General features: G+C 68.5%; 18 protein-coding genes. 14 read left to right on the top strand and 4 right to left on the bottom strand.

Going from position 1 to position 25,861, the window contains the following annotated elements:
* The first annotated feature begins 126 nt into the window (after window positions 1–126).
* Window positions 127–1,248 (top strand): LacI family DNA-binding transcriptional regulator, encoded by a 1,122-nt coding sequence (locus C1707_RS22045; RefSeq protein WP_338032066.1) that lies wholly within the window; start codon window positions 127–129, stop codon window positions 1,246–1,248.
* 202 nt (window positions 1,249–1,450) lie between these two features.
* On the opposite strand, the gene C1707_RS22040 is transcribed toward C1707_RS22045, so the two are convergent.
* The 3 genes from C1707_RS22040 to C1707_RS22030 are packed head-to-tail and all read right to left on the bottom strand — an operon-like array spanning window position 1,451 to window position 4,862.
* The gene (locus C1707_RS22040; protein ID WP_101714218.1) at window positions 1,451–2,383 is read right to left on the bottom strand and encodes an ROK family protein; all 933 of its coding nucleotides are present in this window, start codon (window positions 2,381–2,383) and stop codon (window positions 1,451–1,453) included.
* The gene (locus C1707_RS22035) at window positions 2,380–3,582 is read right to left on the bottom strand and encodes a glycoside hydrolase family 88 protein (protein ID WP_101714217.1); all 1,203 of its coding nucleotides are present in this window, start codon (window positions 3,580–3,582) and stop codon (window positions 2,380–2,382) included. The genes C1707_RS22040 and C1707_RS22035 overlap by 4 nt, the downstream gene beginning before the upstream one ends.
* A 2-nt stretch (window positions 3,583–3,584) precedes the next feature.
* Window positions 3,585–4,862 carry an oligosaccharide MFS transporter gene (locus C1707_RS22030; protein WP_101714216.1) on the bottom strand — a complete coding sequence of 426 codons (1,278 nt, stop codon included), beginning with the start codon at window positions 4,860–4,862 and terminating at the stop codon, window positions 3,585–3,587.
* 245 nt (window positions 4,863–5,107) lie between these two features.
* Here C1707_RS22030 and C1707_RS22025 point away from each other — a divergent pair, with 245 nt between their 5' ends.
* The 13 genes from C1707_RS22025 (at window position 5,108) to mnhG (ending at window position 24,938) form a co-directional block, all read left to right on the top strand.
* Window positions 5,108–6,544 (top strand): glycosyl hydrolase family 28 protein, encoded by a 1,437-nt coding sequence (locus C1707_RS22025; protein WP_101714215.1) that lies wholly within the window; start codon window positions 5,108–5,110, stop codon window positions 6,542–6,544.
* An 18-nt stretch (window positions 6,545–6,562) separates the two neighbouring features.
* Window positions 6,563–6,871 (top strand): GntR family transcriptional regulator, encoded by a 309-nt coding sequence (locus tag C1707_RS22020; RefSeq protein WP_101714214.1) that lies wholly within the window; start codon window positions 6,563–6,565, stop codon window positions 6,869–6,871.
* A 388-nt stretch (window positions 6,872–7,259) separates the two neighbouring features.
* The gene (locus tag C1707_RS22015; RefSeq protein WP_101714213.1) at window positions 7,260–10,091 is read left to right on the top strand and encodes a TonB-dependent receptor plug domain-containing protein; all 2,832 of its coding nucleotides are present in this window, start codon (window positions 7,260–7,262) and stop codon (window positions 10,089–10,091) included.
* Window positions 10,092–10,180: 89 nt separating this feature from the next.
* Window positions 10,181–12,535 (top strand): hypothetical protein, encoded by a 2,355-nt coding sequence (locus tag C1707_RS22010; RefSeq protein ID WP_101714212.1) that lies wholly within the window; start codon window positions 10,181–10,183, stop codon window positions 12,533–12,535.
* Window positions 12,535–13,197 carry a putative 2OG-Fe(II) oxygenase gene (locus tag C1707_RS22005; RefSeq protein WP_101714211.1) on the top strand — a complete coding sequence of 221 codons (663 nt, stop codon included), beginning with the start codon at window positions 12,535–12,537 and terminating at the stop codon, window positions 13,195–13,197. Before C1707_RS22010 ends, C1707_RS22005 begins: the two co-directional genes overlap by 1 nt.
* Window positions 13,198–13,281: 84 nt before the next feature.
* Window positions 13,282–15,594: a heparinase II/III domain-containing protein gene (locus C1707_RS22000; RefSeq protein WP_145998437.1), complete on the top strand. Its 2,313-nt coding sequence runs from the start codon at window positions 13,282–13,284 to the stop codon at window positions 15,592–15,594.
* Between the two features lie 223 nt (window positions 15,595–15,817).
* Window positions 15,818–18,727, top strand: coding sequence for a TonB-dependent receptor (locus C1707_RS21995; protein ID WP_101714209.1), 2,910 nt, complete (start codon window positions 15,818–15,820; stop codon window positions 18,725–18,727).
* Between the two features lie 246 nt (window positions 18,728–18,973).
* On the top strand, window positions 18,974–21,901 hold the full coding sequence (locus C1707_RS21990) for a monovalent cation/H+ antiporter subunit A (protein ID WP_101714208.1): 2,928 nt from the start codon (window positions 18,974–18,976) through the stop codon (window positions 21,899–21,901).
* Window positions 21,898–22,242 carry a Na+/H+ antiporter subunit C gene (locus tag C1707_RS21985; protein WP_219619874.1) on the top strand — a complete coding sequence of 115 codons (345 nt, stop codon included), beginning with the start codon at window positions 21,898–21,900 and terminating at the stop codon, window positions 22,240–22,242. The genes C1707_RS21990 and C1707_RS21985 overlap by 4 nt, the downstream gene beginning before the upstream one ends.
* The gene (locus tag C1707_RS21980) at window positions 22,239–23,831 is read left to right on the top strand and encodes a monovalent cation/H+ antiporter subunit D (RefSeq protein ID WP_101714207.1); all 1,593 of its coding nucleotides are present in this window, start codon (window positions 22,239–22,241) and stop codon (window positions 23,829–23,831) included. The genes C1707_RS21985 and C1707_RS21980 overlap by 4 nt, the downstream gene beginning before the upstream one ends.
* Window positions 23,828–24,319 carry a Na+/H+ antiporter subunit E gene (locus C1707_RS21975; protein ID WP_101714206.1) on the top strand — a complete coding sequence of 164 codons (492 nt, stop codon included), beginning with the start codon at window positions 23,828–23,830 and terminating at the stop codon, window positions 24,317–24,319. The genes C1707_RS21980 and C1707_RS21975 overlap by 4 nt, the downstream gene beginning before the upstream one ends.
* Complete coding sequence (locus C1707_RS21970) at window positions 24,316–24,597, top strand: K+/H+ antiporter subunit F (protein ID WP_101714205.1); 282 nt, start codon at window positions 24,316–24,318, stop codon at window positions 24,595–24,597. The genes C1707_RS21975 and C1707_RS21970 overlap by 4 nt, the downstream gene beginning before the upstream one ends.
* Window positions 24,594–24,938 (top strand): monovalent cation/H(+) antiporter subunit G, encoded by a 345-nt coding sequence (gene mnhG / locus C1707_RS21965; protein ID WP_101714204.1) that lies wholly within the window; start codon window positions 24,594–24,596, stop codon window positions 24,936–24,938. Before C1707_RS21970 ends, mnhG begins: the two co-directional genes overlap by 4 nt.
* On the opposite strand, the gene C1707_RS21960 is transcribed toward mnhG, so the two are convergent.
* Entirely contained in the window at window positions 24,935–25,735 is an 801-nt protein-coding gene (locus C1707_RS21960; protein ID WP_101714203.1) for a universal stress protein, read from the bottom strand. The genes mnhG and C1707_RS21960 overlap by 4 nt on opposite strands.
* Between the last annotated feature and the right edge of the window lie 126 nt (window positions 25,736–25,861).

Genomic DNA, 25,861 nt, shown 5'->3' with positions numbered 1-25,861 from the left:
CGACTCTCTGCGGTCGCCGCGCAGTCTAGCGAAGACTGGACGGATAAGTCCAAGCGAGCCTCTCGATCGCCTCCACCGCTTTTGCGCTGGCGCCGGCGAGAAGCGTCGCTAGGATGCGTTGGTATCGTGAACAATGGTGGTGCGTCGTTGAAAAGTCCCCGCAAAGCCAAGGCGGCGCAGCCGTCTTCCGCGCGTGGCTCGTCGCCCCCTCCAAGGCCGGGGCCCAAGACGATCACCATCCATGACGTGGCGCGCCATGCCGGCGTGGGGTCGATGACCGTATCGCGGGTGATCCGAGGCGCCGGCAATGTCAGCGCCGCGATGCGCGAGAAGGTCGAGGCCTCGGTCCGCGCCCTGAACTACCAGGTCAACGTCGCCGCCCGCGCCACCCGCTCGCGTTCGGCGGCGGCCCGTGTCGGCGTCCTCTACAGCAACCCCAGCGCTTCCTATCTCAGCGAGATCATGGTCGGCGGGCTGGAGCAGAGCTCTCGGCTGGCCAGCCACTTGATCCTGGAGCGATGCGAGGGGCTGGCGGGCCAGAAGCAGGCGGTCAAGCGTCTGCTGGCGGCCGGCGTGGACGGCGTGATCCTGCCGCCGCCGCTGTGCGACTCCCGCCAGACCATCAACATGCTGCGGGCCGAGGGGGTGACGGTGCTGGCCCTGGCCACGGCCCGGCCGATGATCGACGTCTCCAGCGTGCGCATCGACGACTTCGAGGGCGCGCTGGCCATGACCCGTCACCTGATCGCGCTGGGCCATCGCGACATCGCCTTCATCAAGGGCGATCCTCAGCACACCCCGACGGAGCTGCGCTACGAGGGTTTCCTGGCCGGCATGTCCGAGGCGGGCCTGACCGTGCGTCCGGAGTGGGTGGCCCAGGGACTCTTCACCTACCGTTCGGGCCTGGCGGCGGCGGAAAAGCTGTTCGAGGCGCGGCTGAGGCCCAGCGCCATCTTCGCCAGCAACGACGACATGGCCGCCGCCGCCCTGGCTGTGGCGCATGGCCGGCAGATCGCCGTGCCGCGCGACCTGACGATCTGCGGCTTCGACGACACCGCCGTGGCCACCACGGTCTGGCCCGAGGTGACGACGATCCATCAGCCGATCGCCGAGATGGGCCGCGCCGCCGTGCGCCTGATCGTCGAGGAGATCCGGACACGGAAGACCGGAGGCGATCCGGCCCCGGTCCACCATCTGCTGCCCTTCACCCTGATGGACCGCGCCTCGTCGGGTCCGGCCCCGCCCTAGGGTCCGTACTCAATTGCGCGAGCAATTCTGCTCGTCATCCCGGCCGAAGGGCCGCCTAGCGGATCGTAGAGCCCGGACCCAGGGGCCACCTGCAGTGCGCCGGCCCATGGGGCCCGGATAGGCGCTTCGCGCTTTCCGGGATGACGAACGATAAGCGATTGAATTTCTTGGGTCCGACATCCCGCCCAATTGAGTCCGCACCCTAGGCGGCCGGGGCGGCCAGCAGTTCGCGGGCTTCCTCCACGCTCCACAGCCGCGCGGCGCCGCGCACGCCCGAGGCGTCGCCCCAGACGGCGGGCTTGATCCGCGTGCTCCAGCGGTCGGCGAAGACGTGGCGCGAGACCAGGCCGGGCAGGCGCTGGCAGACCTCGGGCACGTTCGACAGGCCGCCGCCGACGACGATGGCGTCGGGATCGAGGATGTTGCACAGCACCGCCACCGAACGACCCAGGCGGTCCATCAACTGGTCGAAGGCGGTGGTCGCGGCGGGATCGCCGCCCCGCCAGGCGTCGATGATCTCTTCGCCGCTCCAGTCTCGGCCCGTGGTTTCCCGGAAGTCGCGCCGCAGGCCGGTGCCGGAGACCCACATCTCCAGGCAGCTGTTCTGGCCGCACCAGCAGCGCGGACCCTCGCGTTCCTCGACGGTGGGCCAGGGCAGGGGCATGTGACCCCATTCGCCGGCTATGCCGTTGCCGCCCTCGATCAGCTTGCCGTCGACCACCAGGCCGCCGCCGCAGCCGGTGCCCAGGATGATGGCGAACACCACGCGCGCGCCCGCGCCGGCGCCGTCGACGGCCTCCGACAGGGCCAGGCAGTTGGCGTCGTTGGCCAGCCGCACTGGCCGCTGCAGCGCGTCGGACAGGTCCTCGCGAAAGCGTCGGCCGTTCAGGTACAGCGAGTTGGCGTTGCGCATCACGCCCGTGGCCGGCGAGATCGAGCCCGGCGCCCCGACGCCGAGCGTCCCGCGCGCGCCGAGCTTCTGCTCCAGCCCCGTCACCAGTTCGCGAACGGCGATCAGGGCCTTGTCGTAGCCGCCCGGATTGGGAACACGGGCCTTGGCCAGCAGCGTGCCGCTGGCGTCCAGGGCGGCGGCCTCCACCTTGGTGCCGCCGAAATCAACGCCGATCTGAATCACCAGTAGGGCTCCCAAACCCGGGTGAGGCGGACCAGCGCCTCGAGGAAGAAGTAGTCGCCCCAGATGCAGGCCTCGTCGACGCCGACGCGGTTGGGCATGTGGTAGACGCCGTGGGCGAGGATCCCGGTTCCGGGCTGGCCCAGCGGCAGCAGGTAGCGCTCGCCCAGGGTCTCGACCATCGCCAGCGCCGCGGCCTCGTAGGTCTCGCGGTCGGGGTCGGCCAGCGGCAGGGCGCGGGCCAGTTCCAGCAGGCCGCAGGCGGCGATGGCGGCGGCCGAGCTGTCGCGCTCGTGCGGTGCGTTGGTGAACACCAGGTCCCAGCAGCAGATCAGGTCGTCCGGCAGGCGGTTGAGGAAGTAGTTGGCCAGCCGCGCGGCCAGCTCGATCAGAGCCGGATCGGCCTTGTAGCGATGCACCAGCGGGAAGCCCGACACCCCCCAGGCCTGGCCACGGGCCCAGCACGAGCTGTCGCTGAACCCCTGGTGGGTCTTGCCGCCGACCGCCTCGCCGGTGTTCGGGTCCATGTAGAAGGTGTGGAAGGTCGAGGCGTCGGGCCGCACGATATGCTTGCCGGCCTGGGCGATATGGCTGTCGGCCGCGATCCTGAAGGCCGGGTCGCCCGTCTCCTCGCTGGCCCAGTAGAGCAGGGGGAGGTTCAGGTTGCAGTCGATGATCATCCGTCCGGCCTGTTCGGGATCGGAAAGATCGCCCCAGGCCTGGATGATGCCGGCGGCCGGCAGGTAGCGCGTCATCAGCCGGCGGGCGGCGGCCAGTGCAGCCTCGCGGCCGCTCATGCTGCCCGTCAGTTTCCAGGCCGCCACGCACGACAGCGAGTAGAGGAAGCCCAGGTCGTGGTGGTCGACATTGACCTCGCGTTCGATCCGGTCGCGGAAGCTTTCGACCTGTCGCTCGGCGGCGAGGCGATAGCGGCTCTGGCCGCTGGCCTCGAAGGCCAACCACAGCATTCCGGTCCAGAAGCCGTTGGTCCACTCGGTGTTGTCCATGGGCGCATAGACGCCGCCCTCGCTGGAAGGCCTGGGGAACGCCTCGGTGAACAAATCCAGGCTGGCGTCGATGCGGGCCAGGACGGCCGCGAGGATCGCGTCGAGCTTGGCGCGGTCGGGGCGCGGCCGGGCGAGGATTTCCTCGGCGCGGCGCAGAGGTTCGCGCGCGGCGGCGCTGGAAGCGGATTGGGACATCGTCAGTTGACCTTGGCCACGTCGCCGCCGCCCAGGTCGGCTTGCGCCAGGGCCGGATCGGGCTCGGCGTCCTTGGCGGGCGGGGCTTCACGTGGGGTGGGGGAGAGGGCGAACACCGAGGCGACCCAGAAGGCGGCGGCGAACAGGGCGATCAGCAGATAGGTGTTGGGAAAGCCGATCAGATCGTAGCTCTTGCCGACGATCGGCGACAGCACGGCCAGGCCCAGCGAGTGGCCGAAGCTGACGCCCACCAGGTAGAGCGTCGAGGCCAGGCGGCTTTCGAAATGGAAGGCGATGTAGCGGAAGATCGAGACCACCAGGATCGGCAGTTCCAGCGAGTGCAGCATCTTCATCGCCGAGATCGGCACCGGGCCGTGGACGAGGCCGGAGCCGGCGATGCGCACGATCATGATCGCCGCGGCCAGCAGCAGGCCGTTCTTGGCGCCGATCCTGTTCACGACGAACGGCGCGACAAACAGCATGCCCGCCTCGAGGAAGATCTGGGCAGAGTTCAGGTAGCCGAACATGGCCGCGCCCTGCTTGGGATCGGCGAAGTGGGAGGCGTAGAAGGCCGGGAACTGCTGGTCGTAGACGAGATAGAGGTTCGTCACCCCCAGGATCAGCACCATGAAGCCCCAGAACTTCGGCAGCTTGAAGATGGCCATGGCGTCGGTGGCCTTCAGCGCGCTGGAGCTTTCGCGCTCGTCGGCGCTGGGCTCGATCTTGGCGAAGGCCAGCAGCGGCAGCAGTATCAGGCCCGCGCACGAGGCCAGGGCGAAGTTGTAGAGCGGGTCGAGGTTGAACAGCCGGCCCGAGAAGAAGGCGGCGGCCGCGAAGCCCAGCGAGCCCCACAGGCGGGCGCGGCTGTACTCGAAGCCGTACTTGCGGCCCACGCGGTCGACGAACGACTCCAGGGCGTAGCTGCCGGCGATGAAGGTGACGCCCAGATAGGCCCCGCCGGCGACCGCGCCCAGCAGCAGGTTGGTCTTCAGGAGCGGGCCATAGACGAAGGCGAAGAACGCGCCCGACAGCACGACCAGTCCGCTGATCAGCCACAGGATGGTTTTGCGCAGGCCCACCTTGTCGGAAACGAAGCCGTACAGCGGTTGCGAGATCATCGCGAAGATGAAGTTGGCGGCGAAGACCACGCCGGTCTCGGCGCCGGAAAGGCCCAGGGTGCGCTTCAGCCACAGGGCCAGCAGCGAGATGCTCATGGCCTGGGCGAAGAAGTAGAAGAAGAGGAAGGCGCTCAGCAGCGCGTAGTTCTTCCTGTTGGCCATGCGACACCTCCCACGCCGGCCGCGCTTCATGGCGCGACTGGTCCGACCCTGCGGTCATAGACTGATCTGATAACGATACCAAGTCTTTTGGCGTCGCTTTCGCTCGCTGGGCCGGGGCTTGCGCGGGCGATATGATATCGATATCAATATTCGTGTTCGAGCGATCCGCAAGGCTTTTCGGCGCTCGATGCGAAGGACAATGACGCCGCCGCGCATGCAGAGCGTCACCTGGGGAGGAGTACGCGATGGGGTTCACGGCTCGAAAGGCATTCTGGGCGGGGCTGGCCGGCATGGCGTTGCTGGGTCTCGCGACAGGTTCGGCTTCGGCGGGCGACCTGGCCGATGCGCCGGGGCTCTACGTCTATCCGCTGCCGCCGGGCGGCCTGTTCTACAGCATGCACAACGATGCGTTCACGGTGCGGGTGCGCAAGCCCGGCGGACCCTGGCGCGACCTCTACGAATACACCGCCAAGGTCGATTCAGACGGACCCAGCGACGTTTCGGTCGTGCAGTTCGACTTTACGGGTCAGGTCGAGATCGGCGTGCGCAAGAACAACGGCGACTTCAAACGCGTCGAGGTGCGCCCCGCCAGCAAGGCGATCAGGCACAAGGTCGAGAACGGAATCGTCTACTTCACCATCGACAAGCCGCAGAACCTGTCGGTCGAGTTCGACGGCGACCGGCTGCACAATCTGCACATCTTCGCCGGCGCGCCGCTCCCCAGGCCCGCGCCGGGACCGGACGTGGTGGTATACGAGGCGGGGCTGCACACGCCGCCCGGCGGCGGCCAGTATTTCCCGGTCAAGTCGGGCCAGACGATCTACGTCGCCGGCGGCGCGATCCTGCAGGGGACCTTCAAGCCCGAGAAGGTCGAGAACGTCCGCATCATCGGCCGAGGCATCGTCGACAGGCCGGCCGACCAGCTGGTGGTGCAGGACTCCAAAGGCGTCACCGTCCAGGGGCTGACCTTCCTGACGCCCAAGCACGGGACCATCGCCTGCGCCTCGTCCAGCGACGTCACCTTCCGCGACATCCGGACGCTGAGCAACGGTTCTTGGTCCGACGGCGTCAACGTCTTCGCCTGCAGCGACGTGACCGTCGAGCGCGCCTTCATCCGCACCTCGGACGACAGCGTCGCGGTCTACGCCACCCGCAAGTCCGGCAAGGGCGACACCCGGCGGGTGAATGTGCGGGATTCCATCTTCTGGCCCGACGTCGCCCACGCGATCTTCATCGGCATCCACGGGGACAGCGAAAAGCCCAACCTGTTGGAGGGGCTGCGTTTCGAGAACATCGACATCCTCGGGCTCGACGAGGACGATCCGGAGTACCAGGGCGCGCTGGCGATCAGCGCCGGCGACGACAACACCGTCCGCGACGTGCTGTTCGACGACATCCGCGTCGAGCAGATCGAGGAGGGCAAGCTGTTCAACGTCCGCACCGTGTTCAACGCCAAGTACGGCACGAGCCCGGGCCTGCTGGTCGACGGCGTGCGGTTCCGCGACATCGCCTTCTCCGGCGACGGCTGGCCCAGCCCGTCGACGATCTCGGGCTTCGGGCCGGATCGTCCGGTCAGGAACATCAGCTTCGAGAACGTGACCATCGGCGGCAAGCGCCTGAAGGCGGCCGATCCGGCGGCGATCGAGATCGGACGCAATGTCGAAGGCGTGAGCTTCAAATAGCCGGGAGGGCTTGGCGACATGGTTCGACCGTACGCCTCGGGCGTCTGCTGGGCGCCCCTCAAGCGCACCGGGCGCGTGGCGCTTTATCGCCAGCTGGCCGACCGGCTGCGGGCGGCGATCCTGGAAGGCGAGCGTCGCCTGCCGACCGAGCGTGAATTGGCCAGCGGCTTCACGGTGGCGCGGATCACCGTCCGGGCTGCCTTGGACCTCCTGGCGGCGGACGACCTGATTTCGCGTCGACGGCGTCATGGCACCGTGGTTCGCGCCGACGTCGGCGGAGGGGCGGCGATCGAGGCCAGAAGCATGAAGTCCGCCGCTCCCATGTAATCGAGAGCGCGGCGCGCGATGGTGCAGCGCTCGTCGAATGCATCCCTGGATAATCGTGATCGACCGACATGTGTCGGGGCGAGCGATAGGCCGCGTCAGCGCGGCGAAAGTTGTTTGGCTGTTCGTCGGCGGATGCGCGCTCGTCAGTAAAGGGGCGCGAATGTTGCGGGATAACATCGTCGCGAATCCCGTTGACAGTTCTCGAAATGCGCTGGTATCGATAACAACAAGCCGATCGGAGCCGTCGTCGCGACGCCTTCGAAAACGGCGCGCGGTCGGGGTGTCGGCCTCGGCGCGGAGCGACGTCGGACCAAAGTCCGAAGGGGAGGATAGGATGGGTGGTCAAGGCCATCGGCGCGGCCGCAGCCGCGCGCTGCAAGTTTCTCACATGGTCCTGGCGCTGGCCGCGGGCGCGGGCGCTTTCTCGGCGACGGCCGCGCAGGCCCAGTCCGCCGAGGCGGCCGACAAGCCGGTCGCGGTCGAGACCACGGCCGTCGACGAGGTGATCGTCACCGGCGTGATGGTCGGCACCGCCGCCAAGAAGGCCAACGTCTCGTTCTCGGTGCTGTCCGAGGACGACATGAGCAAGTTCACGCCGATCAGCGCCGACGACATGCTGCGCGACATGCCTGGCGTGGTCGTCGAGTCGAACGACGGCGTGGCCCGCAACGAGGTGTTCACGCGCGGCATGACCATCGGCACCGGGGCCAACACCTCGGGCTACTTCTGGACCACGATCCTGGAGGACGGCCTGCCCGTCGTGCCGTTCAAGTTCAGCGGCTTCCAGGATGGCTATTTCTACCGCGCCGACATCTCCACCAGCCGGGTGGAGTCGGTGCGCGGCGGCTCGTCGGCCACAGGCGTGACCACCTCGGTGGGCGCGACCTTCAACTACATCACCGGCAAGGTGAAGCCGGGCGCCCAGATCCAGACGCGGATCGGCTTCGAGGGCGAGGATCTGCACCTGTCGTGGAAGCAGGTCGACGCCGCCTATGGCTGGGTGAACGAGGCCGGCGACCTGGGCCTGGGCGTCAGCGGCTTTTACCGCAAGTCCAGCGGCCAGGTGGATCCGGGCTTCGACCTGAATCACGGCGGCCAGTTCCGGGTGAACCTCTACAAGGACTACAACACCGACAACGGGTCGGGCTCGTTCAACCTCGTCTACAAGCACCTGGACGACACCAACGCCGAACTCACCACGTTCCAGCAGCCGACCTACGGCTACCAGAACCCGGAGGAAATCCCGGGCTTCGGCCGCGACGTGAACCTGTTCATGAACGGCGGCAAGCAGACCGTTCCCAACTACTTCAAGCCGGGCAGCCATACGCTGGATCCGTCGGACGGCTATCGTTACAAGCAGGACGCCCTGTCGCTGCGATGGAACCACGACATCGGCGAGCGCCTGACCTTCACCGGTTCGGCGCGGATCCAGAAGTCGACCTATCGCGGCCAGTCCTACAAGCCCCAGCAGCTGGCTTCTCTGGGCTCGGCGGCGGCGACGCGCGAGCGCTTCGGCCTCAACATCAACAATCTGGACCGTACGCCGGGCTACTACGTCTTCACCAACGCCGCCGGCCAGGAAGTGGCCCGCGTCGCCAGCAACGTCGCCGGCTCGCAGCTGGGGACCAACTACCGCACCGGCGCGGCCTGCCCGCGGGTGACGGCCGCCACCTGGCAGACCGCCAGCCTCTGCATTGTTGGCAACACCCTGCCCAACCGCGACATCGACATGCGCGGCGGCCTGGTCACGGCCACGATCCCCAGCGCCGACGGCAGCTACAATTCCGGCACGGTGCCCACCGGGACCAGCTCGCAGGACCTCGTCCTGCTGACCCGGGCCGAGGACAATTACCGTGAATCCGTCGACTACATGGGCAACTTCACGGCCACCTATCGCGGCGAGACCTGGAGCATCAACGGCGGTCTCTACCTGTCGCGCTCCGAGCAGGTGAACGACAACTGGGCCAACGGCCTGGGCGTCTCGGCCTGGGCCGACGGCCAGGTGCAGAACCTGAACGTCAAATACGTCACCCAGGGCGGCACGAACTACCAGCTGACCGACGCCGGCGGCTGGGGCTCATACGGCAGCGGCCTGTTCACCACCGTCTCGCAGCGCGCGCGGATCATGGAGCTGTCGCCCTATGCGGGCTTCGCCTGGTCGCCGACCCGGCACTGGGACTTCAACGCCAGCATCAAGTACCAGTACTTCCACGCCCGCACCTATTCGGAGACGTGGGACACCCGCAATCCGGGCGCGGCGTCGCTGACCACCGGCGGCCTCGATGGCGATCCGCTGACCGTCTACGACAACGTCTACATGACCAGGACCGCGTCGAAGATGATCGGCGCCGACAAGGATCTCAGCCTCGTCGATTACAGCGTGGCCCTGGGCTACAACTTCAACGACAAGCACAAGATCTATTACCGCTATACCGACGCCAAGCAGCCGTCGTCGGGCGTGATCAACCGCTATTCGACCGCGGCCACCCTGGTGCGTCCGCTGGGCCCGACGGCCTACATCAAGGGCCACGAGTTCGCCTACACCTTCGGCGATCGTCGCTTCAACGGCCAGGTCACCTACTTCTACCAGAACTTCGCGGTGAACGATTATCCGACGGCGGTCGATACCGACAACGTCTCGACCTATCTGCTGCCGGAGAATTTCAACAAGTATTTCACGCGCGGCATCGAGACCTGGGCCAAGTGGCGCATCACCAAGGACCTCGAGTGGAACCCGTCGGTGACCTTCCTGAACGGCAAGACCACCGAGGCCTATGTCTGGCTGAACACCGGGGCCAACGGCAACGGCGCCGCCGACGACGTGTTGCGCGTCGATGCGGGCCTGCTGGCCCGCTCGCCGAAGTGGACGCTCAGCAACACGGTGTCCTATCGCTACAAGGACTTCCGCTTCAACGTCCGCCATCGCTGGATGGACGAGCGCAAGCTGAACACCAATTCGCTCGACCACCGGTTCCTGCCCGCCCAGGACAATCTCGACGTCTCGGTGCAGTACAGCGGCCTGAAGAAGACGATGGTCACGCTCGATGTCCGCAACGTGCTCGATAAGGACTACATCTCGGCCTACGACCCGATGATCAGCACCAATCTGCCCACCAACGTGCAGGTCTACGACGTGGTCGAGCAGCTGCCGGAGTCCGGCTACCTGATCAAGCGCAACGCGCCGCGATCGGTGTGGCTGACCGTCCGCAAGGAGTTCTAGGCCCGGCGCCGGAACCCAGAACGGCCGGGCGGGCGAGGGGGCTTTCCCTCGCTCGCCTGTCCGACCTCAACATCATCGGCGAGGGGCGCATGACCCGCTATCGGCTGATCCTCGGCGCGAGCGCGCTGCTCGGTTGCGTGGCCGGTGAGGCCCAGGCGGCCACGCCGCTGATCGACAAGATCGTCTTCGGCGACGCGGCGTCGGAAGCCGCGCACGCGGTGGATGGCTCGGCGTCCGAGCACGTCGAGGCAGGCCTCGGTCTCGCGGCCCGGCGACTGCCGCCGACCGGGCCCGGCGCGCGCTTCAGCGGCGACCTGAAGTTCACCCTCGCAGTCGATCCTGAGATCCAGAACTACGCCTCGATCCGCCTGTGGGGCGGCGACGTCAACGACGGCAAGCTGACCCTGTTCTGCGAGGGCAGGCAGGTCGGCTATCGCCATCTCGGCGACGTCGAGATCCTCGACATCGGAACCCAGGCGCCGCCGTTCGCGGGGCGCTTCACCTACCGCACCTTCCCACTGCCTTTGACCCTGACCAAGGGGCGCGAGGCGCTGGACTGCGCGATCCGCGCCAGCGGCCCCTACGGGGTCTACACCCAGCAGTTCGAGACCTTCCAGAAGCCGATGACCCAGCCCTCGCGGCCGGTCTACGCGCTCTACGTCCATGCCGACCCGTTCCTGGAGAGCGGCGACCCAACCGGTCAGGCGCCGCCGCTTGCGGCCGCGCCCTCGGCCGGACCCGATGTGCTCGACGAGCTGAAGGCGCGGGTTAACCGCGAGATCGATCGCAAGCTGGCCCAGCCTGGCCCGCTGAACGTGCTGGAGGTACAGTTCCTGGCCCGCGCAGCGGCTCTTTCCTGGACCAGGGCTCACGCCAATCCGGCCGTGGCCCGCAAGGTGATCGAGAGCGGCGACGCCTTCTACGCCCACTTCCAGGCCGATCCCAAGAGCGTCCATGTGGACGCCAGCCGCACAAACGCCGACTGGGACGCCATGGGGCCGTTCGGCAGGGCGCTGCGCCTGCTGCAGGCCGATGTCGCGCCGTATCTGGACGCGCCGGTCGCGGGGCTGGAGGGCGCGCCGAGGCGCCGCGAGGCCTATGCCGCCATGCTGGATGCGGGGCTCGGCTACATCCTGACCCATCGCCGGCTCTACACGAACCAGTCGATGATCGTCGACCTGGGCGTCTACTGGAGCAACGAGGGCCTGCGGTCGCTGGCCAGTCCCCTGGCCCGGCCCGAGCCGGCGATGCGGAGGTTCTTCTACGAGTCCATGGGCCTCGCGCCTTGGACCGGCAGTCTCGACGATGCCGGCAGGCCCACCTATTCCAGCTCGGCCGCAGACACGGGATCCTTCCGTTCGGCCGACGACTACAGGCTCTTCACCAAGGCGGGCCTCTCCAAGGAACTGGGCTTCGTCGGCAGCTACGGCGAGATCCTCGACTGGGCGACCGGCATCTACCAGGCCACGGCCTCGACGCCGGGCGGGGCGGGCGATCCTGCGCTGCGCGACCAGCTCCTGAAGATGGCCCGGGCGCGGATGGCCTTCCGCTATCCGGGGATCGACGCCGAGGGCGCGCGGACCATGCTGCTGGAGGCGCCGGTCGGCTGGCGTGATCCGGTCTACCCGGGCGCCTCGACCTACGTGCAGAAATCGGGCTGGGACAACACGCCCTTCAACGTCGCCGTCGCCACCCGCGACCCGCAGCTGATGGCGATCGCCCGCCAGGCCCTGGACGACGGCCAGTACTACGCCGTTCTGCGCGACCGCCTGAAGGACAAGGGCCAGCGCACGACCATCGGCCTGCTCGACGCCTACGACGAGTGGCTGGCGGTGAAGGCCTGGCCGAAGTCGGACGTCCGGCTGCCGATGACGCAGGGCCAGCCAGACTTCGTGTTCGCCGATCCCGAGGACGGGGTGGTGGCGGTCAAGAACGGCAAGGAGGTGCTCTACGCCTCGCTCTACTGGCGGGCCAATTGCGGCGTGAACCGTCTGGCGCGCTTCCACTACCAGACGCCGGCCGTCGACCGCATCGCCACCATCGCCTCGCGGGTGGATTTCGAACCCAGCGGCAAGACCTGCGTGCGTCGCGCCACCCCGCACATCTCGGCCGGCTCGATCCCGATCGTCGCCTATCCCGGCGAGGAGCCGGCCGCGCTGGAGGGCGAGGTCCTGCCGGTGGCCAAGGGGCCGCCAGAGGCGCGCTACAAGGACCAGGACAATCCCTATGCCGGGCGCGGCAGCTACTACGAGGCGACCTACGGGCCGTATCTGATCGCCATGAACGCCGGGACCAAGCCTGTGGCTGTCGCCCTGCCGAAGGCGGCGGGCGAGCGGCTCGACCTTGTGACCCGGCGCAAGGTGGCGGCCGGCGCTGGAAGCCTTGCCCTCGCGCCGGGCCAGACGGCGGTGATCTATTCGCCGTCGCGCCAGGGGAGGCGGTGATGAGCCACGATCACGACCTGCGCCTCGTCGCGCCTTTCAGTCCGACGATCATCAAGGCGACCATGCCGCCGGGCGTGGTCGAGCGGCTCAACGTCCGCATCGACGAGATCGTCGCCAGCGACGTGGAGGTCGCCGCCCGCGACTGGTCGGCCCACTTGGCCGGCGCGGTCAGCACGGAGATCCGCTTCACCGACGTGATCCGCGAGACCGCCGAACTGACCGACTTCCTGTTCGACGTGGCCCGCACCTACACCTACCGGTGTGAGAACGCCCTGATGCACTTTTCCGACTACGAGCGCACCGAGGAGCTCGAGGCGAAGAAGCTGCGCATCGAGATCAAGGAGGGCTGGATCAACGACATGGTCGCCGGCGACTACAACCCGGCCCATTTCCACCAGGGCTGCCTCTATTCCAGCGTCGGTTTCCTGCGTACGCCGCCCGGCTACGAGGCCGAGTTCGCGGCCGACAAGGCCCGCCAGAACACCGCCGGCTGCCTGCAGTTCATCGACAGCCGCAGCGCCGTGGGGGTCAAGAACCTGTTCACGGTCAAGCCGGTGGCGGGCGACTTCTACCTGTGGCCCTCGTGGATGCTGCACTGCGTCTACCCGTTCAGGAGTCCGGGCGTGCGGCGGTCGATGGCGATCAATCTGGCCCTGGCCTGATCGCGGCGGCCGGAGAGCCGCTTGCACCTGAATCTGATATCGATATCATATTCTGAAGCCGCAAGAGCGTACGGGGAGAAGCGCGTGACGAGTGGAGTGAAGCGGACGTTGTCCGGCCTGGCCCTGGCGGCCTGTCTCCTGGCCGGCGGCGCGCAGGCCCAGACCCTGAAGTCGGGACACCCGTACCTGACCTTCAGCGACGCCCACGTCTCGCGGTTCAAGGCTCGCGTGGCCGAGGATCCGGACGCCAGGGCTGCCTGGACCAAGGCCCGCACCGACGCCGACGCGGCCCTGACCCGCAAGCCGGCCAACGACCGCGAGCTGAACGCGGCGCTGATGGGCCTGTCGCTGACCTACCGCATGACCGGCGAGCGCAGGTACGCCGACCGCGCCAAGGCCCTGCTCGACGTCTATGCGGGCCGCGCCAACTGGGTCACCGACAAGCCGCTGCTGGCCCGCTCGCCGGTGTGGAATTCCGACCTCGGCATGGGGACCAGCGCCTACGTCTTCGGCCTGACCTTCGACGCCATCCACGACGCCCTGACGCCCGCCGAGCGGGACCGCCTGGCCAAGGCGCTGGTCAAGGGGGCGATCCGTCCGACCCTGAACGACTGGATCGACGGCAAGGAGCGCATCCACAGCCTCGACACCATGGGCCACAACTGGTTCAGCCATATCGTGTTCGGCGCCGGCGTCGCGGCGATCGCCATCAAGTCCGAGGAGCCTCAGGCCGACGCCTGGATCCGTCGCATCGACGAGGCAGCCGAGGAATGGGCCAACTACGACGGCAGCGCCATCGAGACCAAGCCGGCCCACTTTGCATCCAACGGGGCCTTCGTCGAGAGCATCAACTACGCCGACTTCGCCGCCGAGGGCTATCTGCGCTTCAAGCGCGCCTGGCTGGACGCCTTCAAGGAACCACCGGCGGCGACGCCGCGACTGGCCGGCCTGGGCGACTACTTCATCCAGAACCTCTACCCCACCAGCGGCGGTTTCCTGTCGACGAACTTCGGCGACGGCAATCCGACCTCCAGCGGGGCCAGCGCGATCGCCAACCTGTGGGCCACGGGCGACCAGCAGTCGCGCTATCTGTGGTACCTGGACACGGTGCGCGCCGACCCCAAGCAGGACGTGTTCGCCGAGCCCGAGAACATGGTCCAGTGGCCCTCGGCCAAGGCCCGCGCCTCTACGGGCAAGGGGCCTGGCCTGCCCACCAGCTGGATCGACGGCGATCTCGGCGCGGCCACGATGCGCTCGTCCTGGGCGCCGGACGCCACCTTCCTGGCGCTGCGCTCGGGCTTCACCTGGAACCACAACCACGCCGACGCCGGAAGCTTCATCCTCTGGCACAAGGGCAGGCAGCTGCTGATCGACTCCGGCAACAGCAGCTACGCCCGGCCCGAATACGACGGCTACTACCGCCAGAGCGTGGCCCACAACGTCGTCACCCTGGACGGCAAGGCCGAGCCCGAGAGCAACACCTACAACGGCTCGCACTTCGTGGGGCGCGTGGATCACCTGGTCGACGCCGGCGACCTGCGGTTCGTCTGGGCCGACGCCACGGGTCCCAACGCGGCGACCTTCGAGCGCAAGTACCGCAGCTTCATGTGGATCGGCGACACCATCCTGGTCATCGACGACCTGAAGGGCTGGAAGCCCGGCCAGTTCGAGTGGCTGATGCACTACGAGGGCGAGGCCAAGCGCCAGGGGCAGGTGATCACCGTCAGGAACGGCGAGGCCGAGGTCGCCGTGCGGCCGCTGTTCCCGCAGACCCTGCCGGACGCGGGCCTGTTCACCGACTATCCCGAGCTGATGCGCATGGCCGAGGGCAGGGGCCTGAAGGACCACGCGCCCGACGAGGCCCAGCCCTATCTGCGCCTGCAGGCGCCGGGCGTGACCGACCGCGCCAAGTTCGTGGTCGCCCTGACGCCAAACGGCCCAGGTCCTGCGCCCGGGATCGAGAAGGTCGAGACCAAGGACTGGCTGATGGTTCGGCTCACCCAGAAGGGCGAGGTCACCGAGGTCTATTTCAACCTGCTGGCCGACGGTCGTATCCGCCACCGCAACGCCAACGCCGATCTCGGAGGGTGGCGGACCGACGCCTACATCCTGGCGCTGACCTATCCGGAAGGCGGCAGCGCGGCCAGCCCCAGGCGGTGGTTCGTCGCCGACGGCAGCTATCTGCGCCGCGACGGACGGGTGGAGCTCGACAGCCTGTCCAAGGCCTTCGTGGTCAAGAACAGGACGGGGCAGGGCGTGGAGGCCAGCATCCAGGGCCAGCCGACCTATGCCGTCCGCCTGGCCTGCGAGGGCGCGCGCTCGATCAAGGTCGACGGCGCCGCCAAGGCCTGCCAGGACGACGTGGCGCTGGCGCGCCGGTCGACGCCGCGGCGCTGATACACAATCATCGCATTTGTCTGACAAAAGCTCTTGTCAGCGATCTATGATATCGATAACAAGATTATGTGGTCGGAGAAGATCGCCGCTCAGGCGACCGCCCCGGCCCGGGAGTGAAACAGGACGCGCCAAGCGTCCGAGCCAACAGGGAAAGCCCGCTTCGCGCGGGAACTGACGGGCCGCGCCGGCTTATCGGGCGCGCGCCTCGCAGGAGGGGAAGCCAATGAAGTCCGCGTTTCAATCGCGTCTGTTCCTGACCGCATCGACGCTGGCCGTCGCGCTCGGCGCGCACGCCGCCGCGCACGCCCAGACCGCTCCGGCGCCGGGCGCGGAAGAGGCCGTCGAGGAGGTGGTCGTCACGGGCATCCGCCAGAGCCTGCAGTCGGCCGTGCAGGTCAAGAAGAACACCATGGAGGTCGTCGACTCCATCCGCGCCGAGGACATCGGCAAGCTGCCCGATCCCAACGTCGCCGAGACGCTTACCCGCATTCCGGGCGTGCAGGGCTATCGCTACGGCGGGGAGGGCGCCTCGCCGGTGGGCGCGGGCTCGGGGCTGACGATCCGCGGCCTCTCGGGCCAGACCGCCTCGCAGGTCGACGGTCGCTCGTACTTCACCGCCGGCGGCAGCGAATTCAACATCGAGGCCGCCATCCCCGGCATGATCGCGGGCCTGGACGTCTACAAGAACCCCTCGGCCGAGCACATCGAGGGCGGCATCGGCGGCCTGGTGGACATCAAGACCCGTCGGCCGCTGGACCTGCCGAAGCTGTCGGGCAGCGTCGCGATCTCCGGCCGCTACAACGACATGGTCAAGCAGGCGCAGCCGGAGTACTTCGGCCTGGTCTCGCACAAGTGGGACGTGGGCGACGGCGAGATGGGCCTGCTGCTGGGCGCCAACTACCAGAAGAGCTGGAACCGCTCGGACAACGCGCCTGGTCCAGGTGGAACCAACCTGCGCCGCGTGGTGCGGGCCGACAGCGCTGAGTACGTCGGCAACAGCGCCTACAACCAGGCCTATGCCGGCCGTAGCGACGTCGCCTTCCTGGCCGACGTGGCCAATCCGCTGGCCCTGAGCGCCGCCGATCGCGCGGGCCTAGTCAACATGGCCGGCGTGCAGATCAACGTGAACGAGGAAGACATCCAGCGCACCCGCAAGGGCTTCGCCGGCGCCTTCCAGTGGAAGGTCCGTCCGGGCCTCGAGGTCTATGTCGACGGCAACTACAACTCCTACCTCTACCACCAGGGCTATCGCTTCCTGAACGGCGCCGACAGCCGCTACGTCCAGGGCCTTGCGACCACGCCGTTCAGCACCACCGAAGGGCTGGCCAACCGCAACACCAACGGCGGCGAGGACGCGGTGCTGGCAGGGCAGCGCTTTGCAAGCGGCACGTTCCTGGGCTCCAGCTTCTCGTCGATCGGCGGCGACGAGCATCGCATCTACAAGACCTGGATCCTGGCCGGGGGCGCCAAGTGGTCGCCGACCGACGACCTCGACCTGAAGGGCGACCTCTCCTACGTGAAGGCCGACCAGCACCAGGACAACCGTTCGGTGACCATGGTCCCGCGCGCGGGCCTCGGCTGGAACGTGACCCGGTCGATCGGAACGCCGCAATCGCTGTCGATCAGCGGTCCGGACCTGGCCAACCCCGCCAACTGGGTGCTGGCCAACTACGCCAATGGCACCAACAACGTCTATGACGACGCCGGCCTGGCCGCCCAGTTCGACGGCAAGCTGCGGATCCACGACGGCTTCATCAAGTCGGTGAAATTCGGGACGCGCTACTACCGAAAGAAGTCGAAGTTCTACAACTACTCCTTCAGCGGCAAGAACCTGACCACGGACGGCCTGGCGCTGACGGCCAGCCAGTCGAACGGCATCCTGGCCTCGAGCGTGCAGGATCTCGTCGCCGGTTCGCATGCCAACTGGTTCGACGGCGAGGCCGGCTATTCGGGCGGCTTCCTGACCTTCTCGCCCGACGCCCTGCTGGGCGACAACGTCCGCAACCGCTTCGCCCTGGCGGGCATCCCGGCCGAGGATTCCCTGCCGGAGGTCCTGCTGTCTCGCCGCAAGGCGGTGGAAGAGACCCTGGCCGGCTACGGCGTGGTCGACTTCGCCTTCCTGAGCGACCGCATCCGCGGCAACGCCGGCGTGCGGGTGGTGCGCACCAATCTCGACGCCGAGGCGCGGGTCACCGACACCAGCGGCGGCGCCGCCGTCATCGTGCCCAACAGCCAGAGCAACAGCTACACCGACGTCCTGCCGACCCTAAACGTCACCGGCTACATCCAGGACGATCTCCTGCTGCGCTTCGGCTTCGGCAAGGGCATGACCCGGCCCAGTGTCGGCGACATCAACCCGACCGTGGCCGTCAACCTGACCAGCGGCACGGGCAGCCAGGGCAACGCCGACCTGAAGCCGCTGCGGGCCTACAGCTACGACCTGTCGCTGGAGAAGTATTTCGGCGCGACCAGCTACGTCTCGGCCGCGGCCTTCTACAAGAAGGTCGACGGCTTCCCGATCGGGGTCGAGAGCTGCCAGACGGTGCCGACTTCGCAGCCCTACAGCGGCGTGACGCCCAACAACTGCCCGACCGGCCAGTTCCGCATCACCCAGACCCAGAACGCCGATCCAGGCTTCGCCAAGGGCGTCGAACTGGCCGCCCAGACCTTCTTCGACTACGACTTCCTACCGCAGGCGCTGCACGACTTCGGCGTCCAGGGCTCGTACACCTGGGTCAAGACCGAGCTGCCGGTCCTGATCAACGGCCAGGTCGTCAAGGTGCGCCAGCCGTTCCAGTCCGACCGGAACTGGAGCCTGGCCGGCCTCTACGAGAACAAGAAGGTCTCGGCGCGTCTCGTCTACACCTACCGCTCCGACTACGTCCTGTTCGGGATCTCACCCAACCCGATCGACGGCCGCTACCTGAAGGGTTACGGCCTGCTCGACGCTTCGGTGAACCTCAACCTGCGCGACGACCTGACCCTGTCGCTGACGGCCTCGAACCTGACCAACAAGGCGCCGATCCGCTACGTGGGCGAGCCGGGCGGCGGCTACGACACCGACATCCTGCGCCAGTACTTCATGAACGGCCGGGTCTACGGCCTGAGCCTTCGCTACAAGTTCGGCGGTTGATCGCCGTCACATCGGTCCCGCCTCAAGGGCGCCGTCGACGACGGCGCCCTTCTTTTTTGGCGCAGCGGATCGCCAGGCCGAGCGCCGTGCCGCCTGCTATCAATAACGTCGGCATGTGTGACGAAGCGTGACTTCGGGAACCGTCGCTTTGACGCATGGGAACGGTCTTCCTATGGTGGTCCTCGAGGCCCCTGAGGCGTCGGACCCCGGCTAGACCCGTTCCGTGGCAGGAGGCCCCCAAGCGTTTTGTCTTCCAACCTGCTCCTTCTCGTGATCCTGGCGGCGCCGTTCCTGGGCGCGGCCGTGGCGGCCGGCCTGCCGCGCCATGCGCGAACGGCGGCGGCGATCCTGTCGTGGCTGGTGTCGCTGGTCTGCCTGGTCAGCCTGGCGGCGCTGTGGCCGATGTTCGCCGACGGGGAAGTGCTGCGGTTGGCGATTCCCTGGCTGCCGTCGCTGGGCGTCAGCCTGATCCTGCGGCTGGACGGCCTGTCGTGGATCTTCGCGGCCCTGATCCTGGGGATCGGCGCCCTGGTCGTGCTCTACGCCCGCTACTACATGTCGCCCAAGGATCCGGTGCCCCGGTTCTTTTCGTTCCTGCTGGCCTTCATGGGCGCGATGCAGGGCGTGGTGCTGTCGGGCAACCTGATCCAGCTGGCGGTCTTCTGGGAGCTGACCAGCCTCTTCTCGTTCCTGCTGATCGGCTACTGGCACCAGAACCCGTCGGCGCGTGAAGGCGCGCGCATGGCCCTGACGGTCACGGCGCTGGGCGGGCTGTGCCTGCTGGTCGGCATGATCCTGATCGGCTCGATCGCCGGCAGCTACGACCTCGACGACGTGCTGGCCGCCAAGAGCGTGATCCTCGCCGACCCCAGGTCCGTCCCGGCGCTGGGGCTGGTGCTGATGGGGGCCCTGACCAAGAGCGCCCAGTTCCCGTTCCATTTCTGGCTGCCGCGCGCCATGGCCGCGCCGACGCCGGTCAGCGCCTATCTGCATTCGGCGACGATGGTGAAGGCCGGGATCTTCCTGCTGCTGCGCATGTGGCCGATCTTCGGCCAGACCGAGCTGTGGTACTTCGTCGTCGCGGGCGCGGGCGTGGCCACGCTGCTGATCGGCACCTGGTGCGCCATCTTCCAGCACGACCTGAAGGGCCTGCTGGCCTATTCCACCATCAGCCACCTGGGCCTGATCGTGCTGCTGCTGGGGTTGGGCTCGCCGCTGGGGGCGATCGCGGCGATCTTCCACACGGTCAACCACGCCACCTTCAAGGCGTCGCTGTTCATGGCCGCCGGCATCATCGACCACGAGGCCGGCACGCGCGACATGCGCAAGCTGAGCGGCCTCTACAGGTTCATGCCGATCACCGGCACGCTGGCCATCGTCGCGGCCGCCGCCATGGCGGGCGTGCCGCTGCTGAACGGCTTCCTGTCCAAGGAGATGTTCCTGGCCGAGGTCGTCGCCGGCAGCGACGGCCATATGCTCAACAGCGCCCTGCCGGTGTTGGCCACCCTGGCGAGCGGCTTTGGCGTGCTCTATTCGCTGCGCTTCATCCTGGCGACCTTCTTTGGTCCGCCGCCGACGGCGCTGGACAAGGTCCCGCACGAGCCGCCGGCCTGGATGCGCCGCCCGGTCGAGATCCTGGTCGCCCTCTGCCTGCTGGTGGGCGTGCTGCCGGCCCTGACCGTCGGGCCGTTCCTGCGCAGCGCGGCCGTCGCCGTGCTGGGTTTCGACGACCTGCCTTACTACAGCCTGGCGCTGTGGCACGGCTTCAACCTGCCGCTGCTGCTCAGCGTGCTGGCCCTGGCCGGCGGCGTGCTGGCCTACGCGATCTTCGGCCGCCGCCTGAACACCAATCCGCGCGGCGGCCCCTGGGGGCTCAGGCGTCTCAACGGCGGCTACCTGTTCGAGAAGGCCATGACGGGCATCGTCAAGGGCGCGCGCTGGGTCGAGAGCCGCCTGGGAACCGAGCGGATGCAGCCGCAGCTGCGCCTGGTGGTCCTGGCCGCGCTGGCGGCCGGCGCGGCGGCGGCCTTCGCCGGCGGCGTGGCGATCCGGCCGTCGTGGTCGGCGCCGGGCGCGGCCGAGTTCGTCTTCGCCGTCCTCTGGCTGACCGGCGGCGGCTGCGCCGTCGCGGCCGCCTGGCAGGCCAAGTATCACCGCCTGGCGGCGGTGGTGCTGATGGGCGGGGCGGGCCTGGTCAGCTGCATCACCTTCGTCTGGCTGTCGGCGCCTGACCTGGCCCTGACCCAGCTGCTGGTCGAGGTGGTCACCACGGTGCTGCTGCTCCTGGGCCTGCGCTGGCTGCCCAAGCGGCGCGAGGACATTCAGGCCTCGCGGGCCGAGCTGGTCCGCTCGCGTCGTCGTCGGCGGGTGGACCTCGTCATCGCCGCCGTGGTCGGCCTGGCCCTGGCGCTGGTTTCCTACGCCGTGATGACCCGGCCGATGGTCGAGGGCATATCGCGCTTCTTCGTCGAGCGGGCCTACAGCGAGGGCGGCGGGCGCAACGTCGTCAACGTCATCCTGGTCGACTTCCGCGCCTTCGATACCTTCGGCGAGATCACGGTGCTGGGCATCGTCGGCCTGACGGTCCTGGCCCTGTTGCGCCGCTTCCGGCCGGCCAGCGACAGCCTGCCGGCGCCCAACCAGAAGCAAGCCCGCGAGCGCGCCGGTCCGGTCGCCGAAGGCCGCAAGGCGGGCGACGCCCTGCGCGACACCATGCTGATCCCGCGCGTCGTCATGCGCTGGATGTTCCCCTTCGTCATCGTGCTGGCGGTGCACCTCTTCCTGCGCGGGCACGACCTGCCAGGCGGCGGCTTCGCGGCGGGGGTGGCGCTGTCGATCGCCGTGCTGCTGCAGTACATGGCCAACGGCGCGCGCTGGGTGGAGGAGCGGCTGCTGCTGCGGCCCATCCTGTGGATCGGCTGGGGCCTCACGATCGCGGCGGGCTGCGGCCTCGTGGCGATCGGCTTCAACCGCCCGTTCCTGACCTCGGCCTTCCAGTACGTCCAGCTGCCGCTGCTGGGCCGCGTGCCGCTGGCCAGCGCCGTGATCTTCGACCTGGGCGTCGTGCTGCTGGTGGTGGGGGCCACGGTGCTGATGCTGGTCGCCCTGGCCCACCAGTCGCTGCGTCGCGCCAAGGACGACGCCGACCCTGCCGAAGCGGAGGAGGGCGCATGATCGAGATCGTGCTCGCGGCCGCCATCGGCGTGCTGTCCGCCGCCGGAACCTGGCTGCTGCTGCGGCCCCGCACCTTCCAGGTGATCATGGGGCTGTCGCTGCTGTCCTACGCGGTGAACCTGTTCATCTTCTCGATGGGGCGCCTGCGTTCGGGCATGCCGCCGATCACCGCCAAGGGGGCAGAGCGGCCGGAGCTCTACGCCGATCCGACGCCCCAGGCCCTGGTGCTGACCGCCATCGTCATCAGCTTCGCCCTGACGGCCCTGTTCCTGGTGGTGCTGCTGGCCTCGCGCGGGGCGACCGGCAGCGACCACGTCGATGGACGGGAGCCGGCCGAATGAGCCTCTGGGACCATCACCTCGTCCTGCTGCCGATCCTGCTGCCGATGGTCATGGCCTCGGCCATGCTGCTGTTCGACGAGCGCCGCCGGCGGCTGAAGAGCGTCATCAGCCTGACCGCCATGGCGGCCATCCTGCTGGTCGCTCTGGCCCTGCTGCACGAGAGCATGACCGGCGCGGCCGACGGCGGCGACACCGCCCGCGTGTATCGCCTCGGCGACTGGTCCGCGCCGTTCGGCATCGTGCTGGTGGCCGACCGGCTGTCGGCGATGATGGTGGCGCTAACCAGCGTGCTGGGCGCCGGCGTCCTGGCCTTCGCCCTGGCCCGCTGGGACCGGGCCGGGCCGCGTTTCCACGCCCTGTTCCTGTTCCTGATCATGGGCGTCAACGGCGCCTTCCTGACCGGCGACCTGTTCAACCTGTTCGTCTTCTTCGAGATCATGCTGGCGGCGTCGTACGGCCTGGCGCTGCATGGTTCGGGCGAACCGCGCATCCGGGCGGGCCTGACCTACATCGCCATCAACCTGACGGCCTCGCTGCTGTTCCTGATCGGCGTGTCGCTGCTGTACGGCGTGACCGGCACGCTGAACATGGCCGAGTTCGCCCTGAAGGTGCGGGCCATCGCGCCCGACGACCGGGGCCTGCTGCACATCGGCGCGGCCATCCTGGGCACGGCCTTCCTGATCAAGTGCGCGGCCTGGCCCCTGGGGTTCTGGCTGGCGCCCACCTACGCGGCGGCCAGCGCGCCGTCGGCCGCGGCCTTCGCCATCCTGTCCAAGGTCGGGGTCTATGTGGTGCTGCGGCTCAGCCTGCTGGCCTTCGGCGACGCGGCGGGGGCTTCTGCACACTTCGGCCAGCAGTGGCTGCTGGTCATGGGCCTGGCGACCCTGGCGTTCGGGACCCTGGGCCTGGTCGCCGCCCGCGACCTGTCGCGCGCCGGCGCCTATGCGGTGATGGTCTCGTCCGGCACGATCCTGGCCGTGGCCGGGGTCGGCGACCAGGCGGTGCTGGGCGGCGCGCTGTTCTACCTGATCGGCTCGACCCTGGCCTGCGGCGCGATGTTCCTGCTGGCCGAGGTGCTGCAAAGGGGCGTGGATTCCGGCGGCCAGCGCGAGCGGGCGGTGTTCGACGACGAATATCGCGATCCGTTCGACGACGACGAGCGCAACGAGCCTGGCCTCGTCATCCCCGCCGCCGTCGCGGCCCTGGGCGGCGCGTTCCTGATCTGCACCCTGATGATCGCCGGCCTGCCGCCGCTGTCGGGCTTCGTCGGCAAGCTGGCCATGCTGGACGCCCTGGCGCGCTCGGTCGCGCCGGCCAGCATAGCCGTGATCGTCGGCCTGTCGCTCTCCAGCCTGGGCGGGCTGATCGGCCTGACCCGCCTGGGCGTCGGCGCCCTCTGGGCCCGTGACGAGGACGCGCCCGAACTGGTGGTCGGCGCGGCCGAACTTGTCGGCATGGGCGGGCTGCTGGCGGCCTGCGTGCTGCTGGCGGTCTTCGGCGGCGCCGGGCTCGGGTTCGCCGAGCACACCGCCGAGTGGCTGGGTCGTCCCGACGCCTATATCCGCGCCGTGCTGGGAGCCGCGCCATGATCCGCGCGCTGTTTCCTCATCCTCTCCTGGCGCTGGGCCTGTTCGTGACCTCGCTGCTGATGAGCGGTTCGGTCGAGCCGCCGTCGATCGCCCTGGCGGCCGTGCTGGCGCTGGCCACGCCCCAGGTGATGCGAGCGCTCGACGCCCAGACCATCCGCATCCGTTCGCCCTGGACCATCGCCGCCCTGGCCGGCTGCGTCGTGGTCGACGTTCTGCGGTCCAACTGGGCGGTTTCGGCGATCATCCTGGGCCGGCGGGCGCACGAGCGCCGGTCCGGCTTCATCCACGTGCCGCTCGACCTGAAGGACCGCTACGCCCTGGCGGTGCTGGCCGTGATCCTGACGGCGACACCCGGCACGCTGTGGGTCGAGTACGACAGCGCCACCGGCCGCCTGCTGCTGCACGTGCTGGACCTGGTCGAGGAGGACGACTGGATCCGCCTGATCAAGGATCGCTACGAGCGCCGCCTGATGGAGATCTTCGAATGAGCCAGGCCATCCTGTTCTGGTGCCTGACCGGGGCCCAGGCGCTGCTGGCGGCCGCCATGGCGCTGGCCGCATGGCGCGCGGTGCGCGGCCCTCGCGCCCAGGACCGGGTTCTGGGCCTCGACACCCTCTATCTCAACGGCATGCTGTTGCTGCTGGTGTTCGGCGTGCGCACCGGCGGGACGATCTATTTCTATGCGGCGCTGCTCATCGGCATGCTGGGCTTCGCCGCCACCGTGGCCCTGGCCAAGTTCCTGATGCGCGGCGAGGTGATCGAATGACGCCCCCGGACCTGCCCGCCTGGGCCTGCGTGGCCGTGGGCCTGCTGGCCCTGGCCGGGGCGGCGCTGTCCTTCCTGGGCGCGGTCGGCCTTTGCAGCTTCAGGACCTTCTACGAGCGGGTGCATGCCCCGACCCTGGGCGCGACGCTGGGCATGGCCCTGATCGTCGCCGCCTCGATCCTGTTCTTCACCCTGGTCGAGGGGCGGTTCATGCCCAGGGAGCTGCTGATCGGCGTCTTCCTGACGGTGACCACCCCCGTGACCCTGATCCTGCTGGGTCGCGCGGCGCTGTTCCGCGATCGCACCGAGTTCACGCGCGAGGAGACGTCGGACGACACCTAGCCTTCCTTGATCACCAGCGTGTCGACGGGAATGCGCTGCAGCAGCGTCGAGGCGACGCTGCCGAGGGCTGCCTGCACCAGGCCGCTGATCCCGCGCGCGCCGATCACCACGAGGTCTGGCCAGACGTCGCGGGCGACCTGATCGAGGACCGCCCCGGGCTCGCCCGCCGCCAGGTGCGGCTCGATACGGGCGCGCAGGTCCTCCGGGAGGTCCGCCAGCAGGGCGTCGAGCTTTCCCTGCGCTTCTGAGCGGGCGATGTCGCGGACGTCGTCTGACTTGATGCGGCTCTCGAACGGCACGTGATAGGCGTGGACCAGGTGAAGCCGGGCGTCCGGGAACAGCGCCGCCGCGCCGAGCAGCGCCGCCCTGGCGCCCTTCGAGAAGTCGGTGGCGATCAGCAGGCGCTGGTAGGGGCCGTGCGCCCTCTGCTTGACGACCAGCACCGGGCAGGGGGCCTCGCGCACGACGTGGTCCACGGCCGTTCCCAGCAGGTAGTCGCCAAGGTCGTTGTAGCGGGCGACGCCGGTGACCAGCAGGTCGACTCCCCGTTCGCGCGCGGTGTCGGTTATGGCCTTCGGCGCGGGGCCATAGGGCAGGCTCACACTGGCCTTGGCGCCCGGATCGGGGAGAACCCGACGCACGTCCAGCGCCGTGGTCGGGGCGTCGCGTTCGATGGCGTGGACCACGTGGACGTCGGCGTTCCACTCGCGGCCCAGTTCCAGGGCCCGATCGACGGCCCGGTCGCTGCGCGGGGCCAGATCGGTGGCCACCAGGATCGAGCGCACGGCTTGGGACATCGACGAACTCCTCACTGATCTGGGTAGCCAAGGTTGGCCTCGGCGCGCGCTCGTTGCAATGCGAAACCATTCCGATCTGAGGTTGCGCGACGTCTGCGCATTGTCTTTGCTCGGCTATTTCGGCGC

The sequence above is a fragment of the Caulobacter flavus genome (genome assembly GCF_003722335.1).
Classification (GTDB): domain Bacteria; phylum Pseudomonadota; class Alphaproteobacteria; order Caulobacterales; family Caulobacteraceae; genus Caulobacter; species Caulobacter flavus.
The sequence above is the reverse complement of the archived record's forward strand: the minus strand, read 5'-3'. Positions and strand labels throughout refer to the sequence as shown.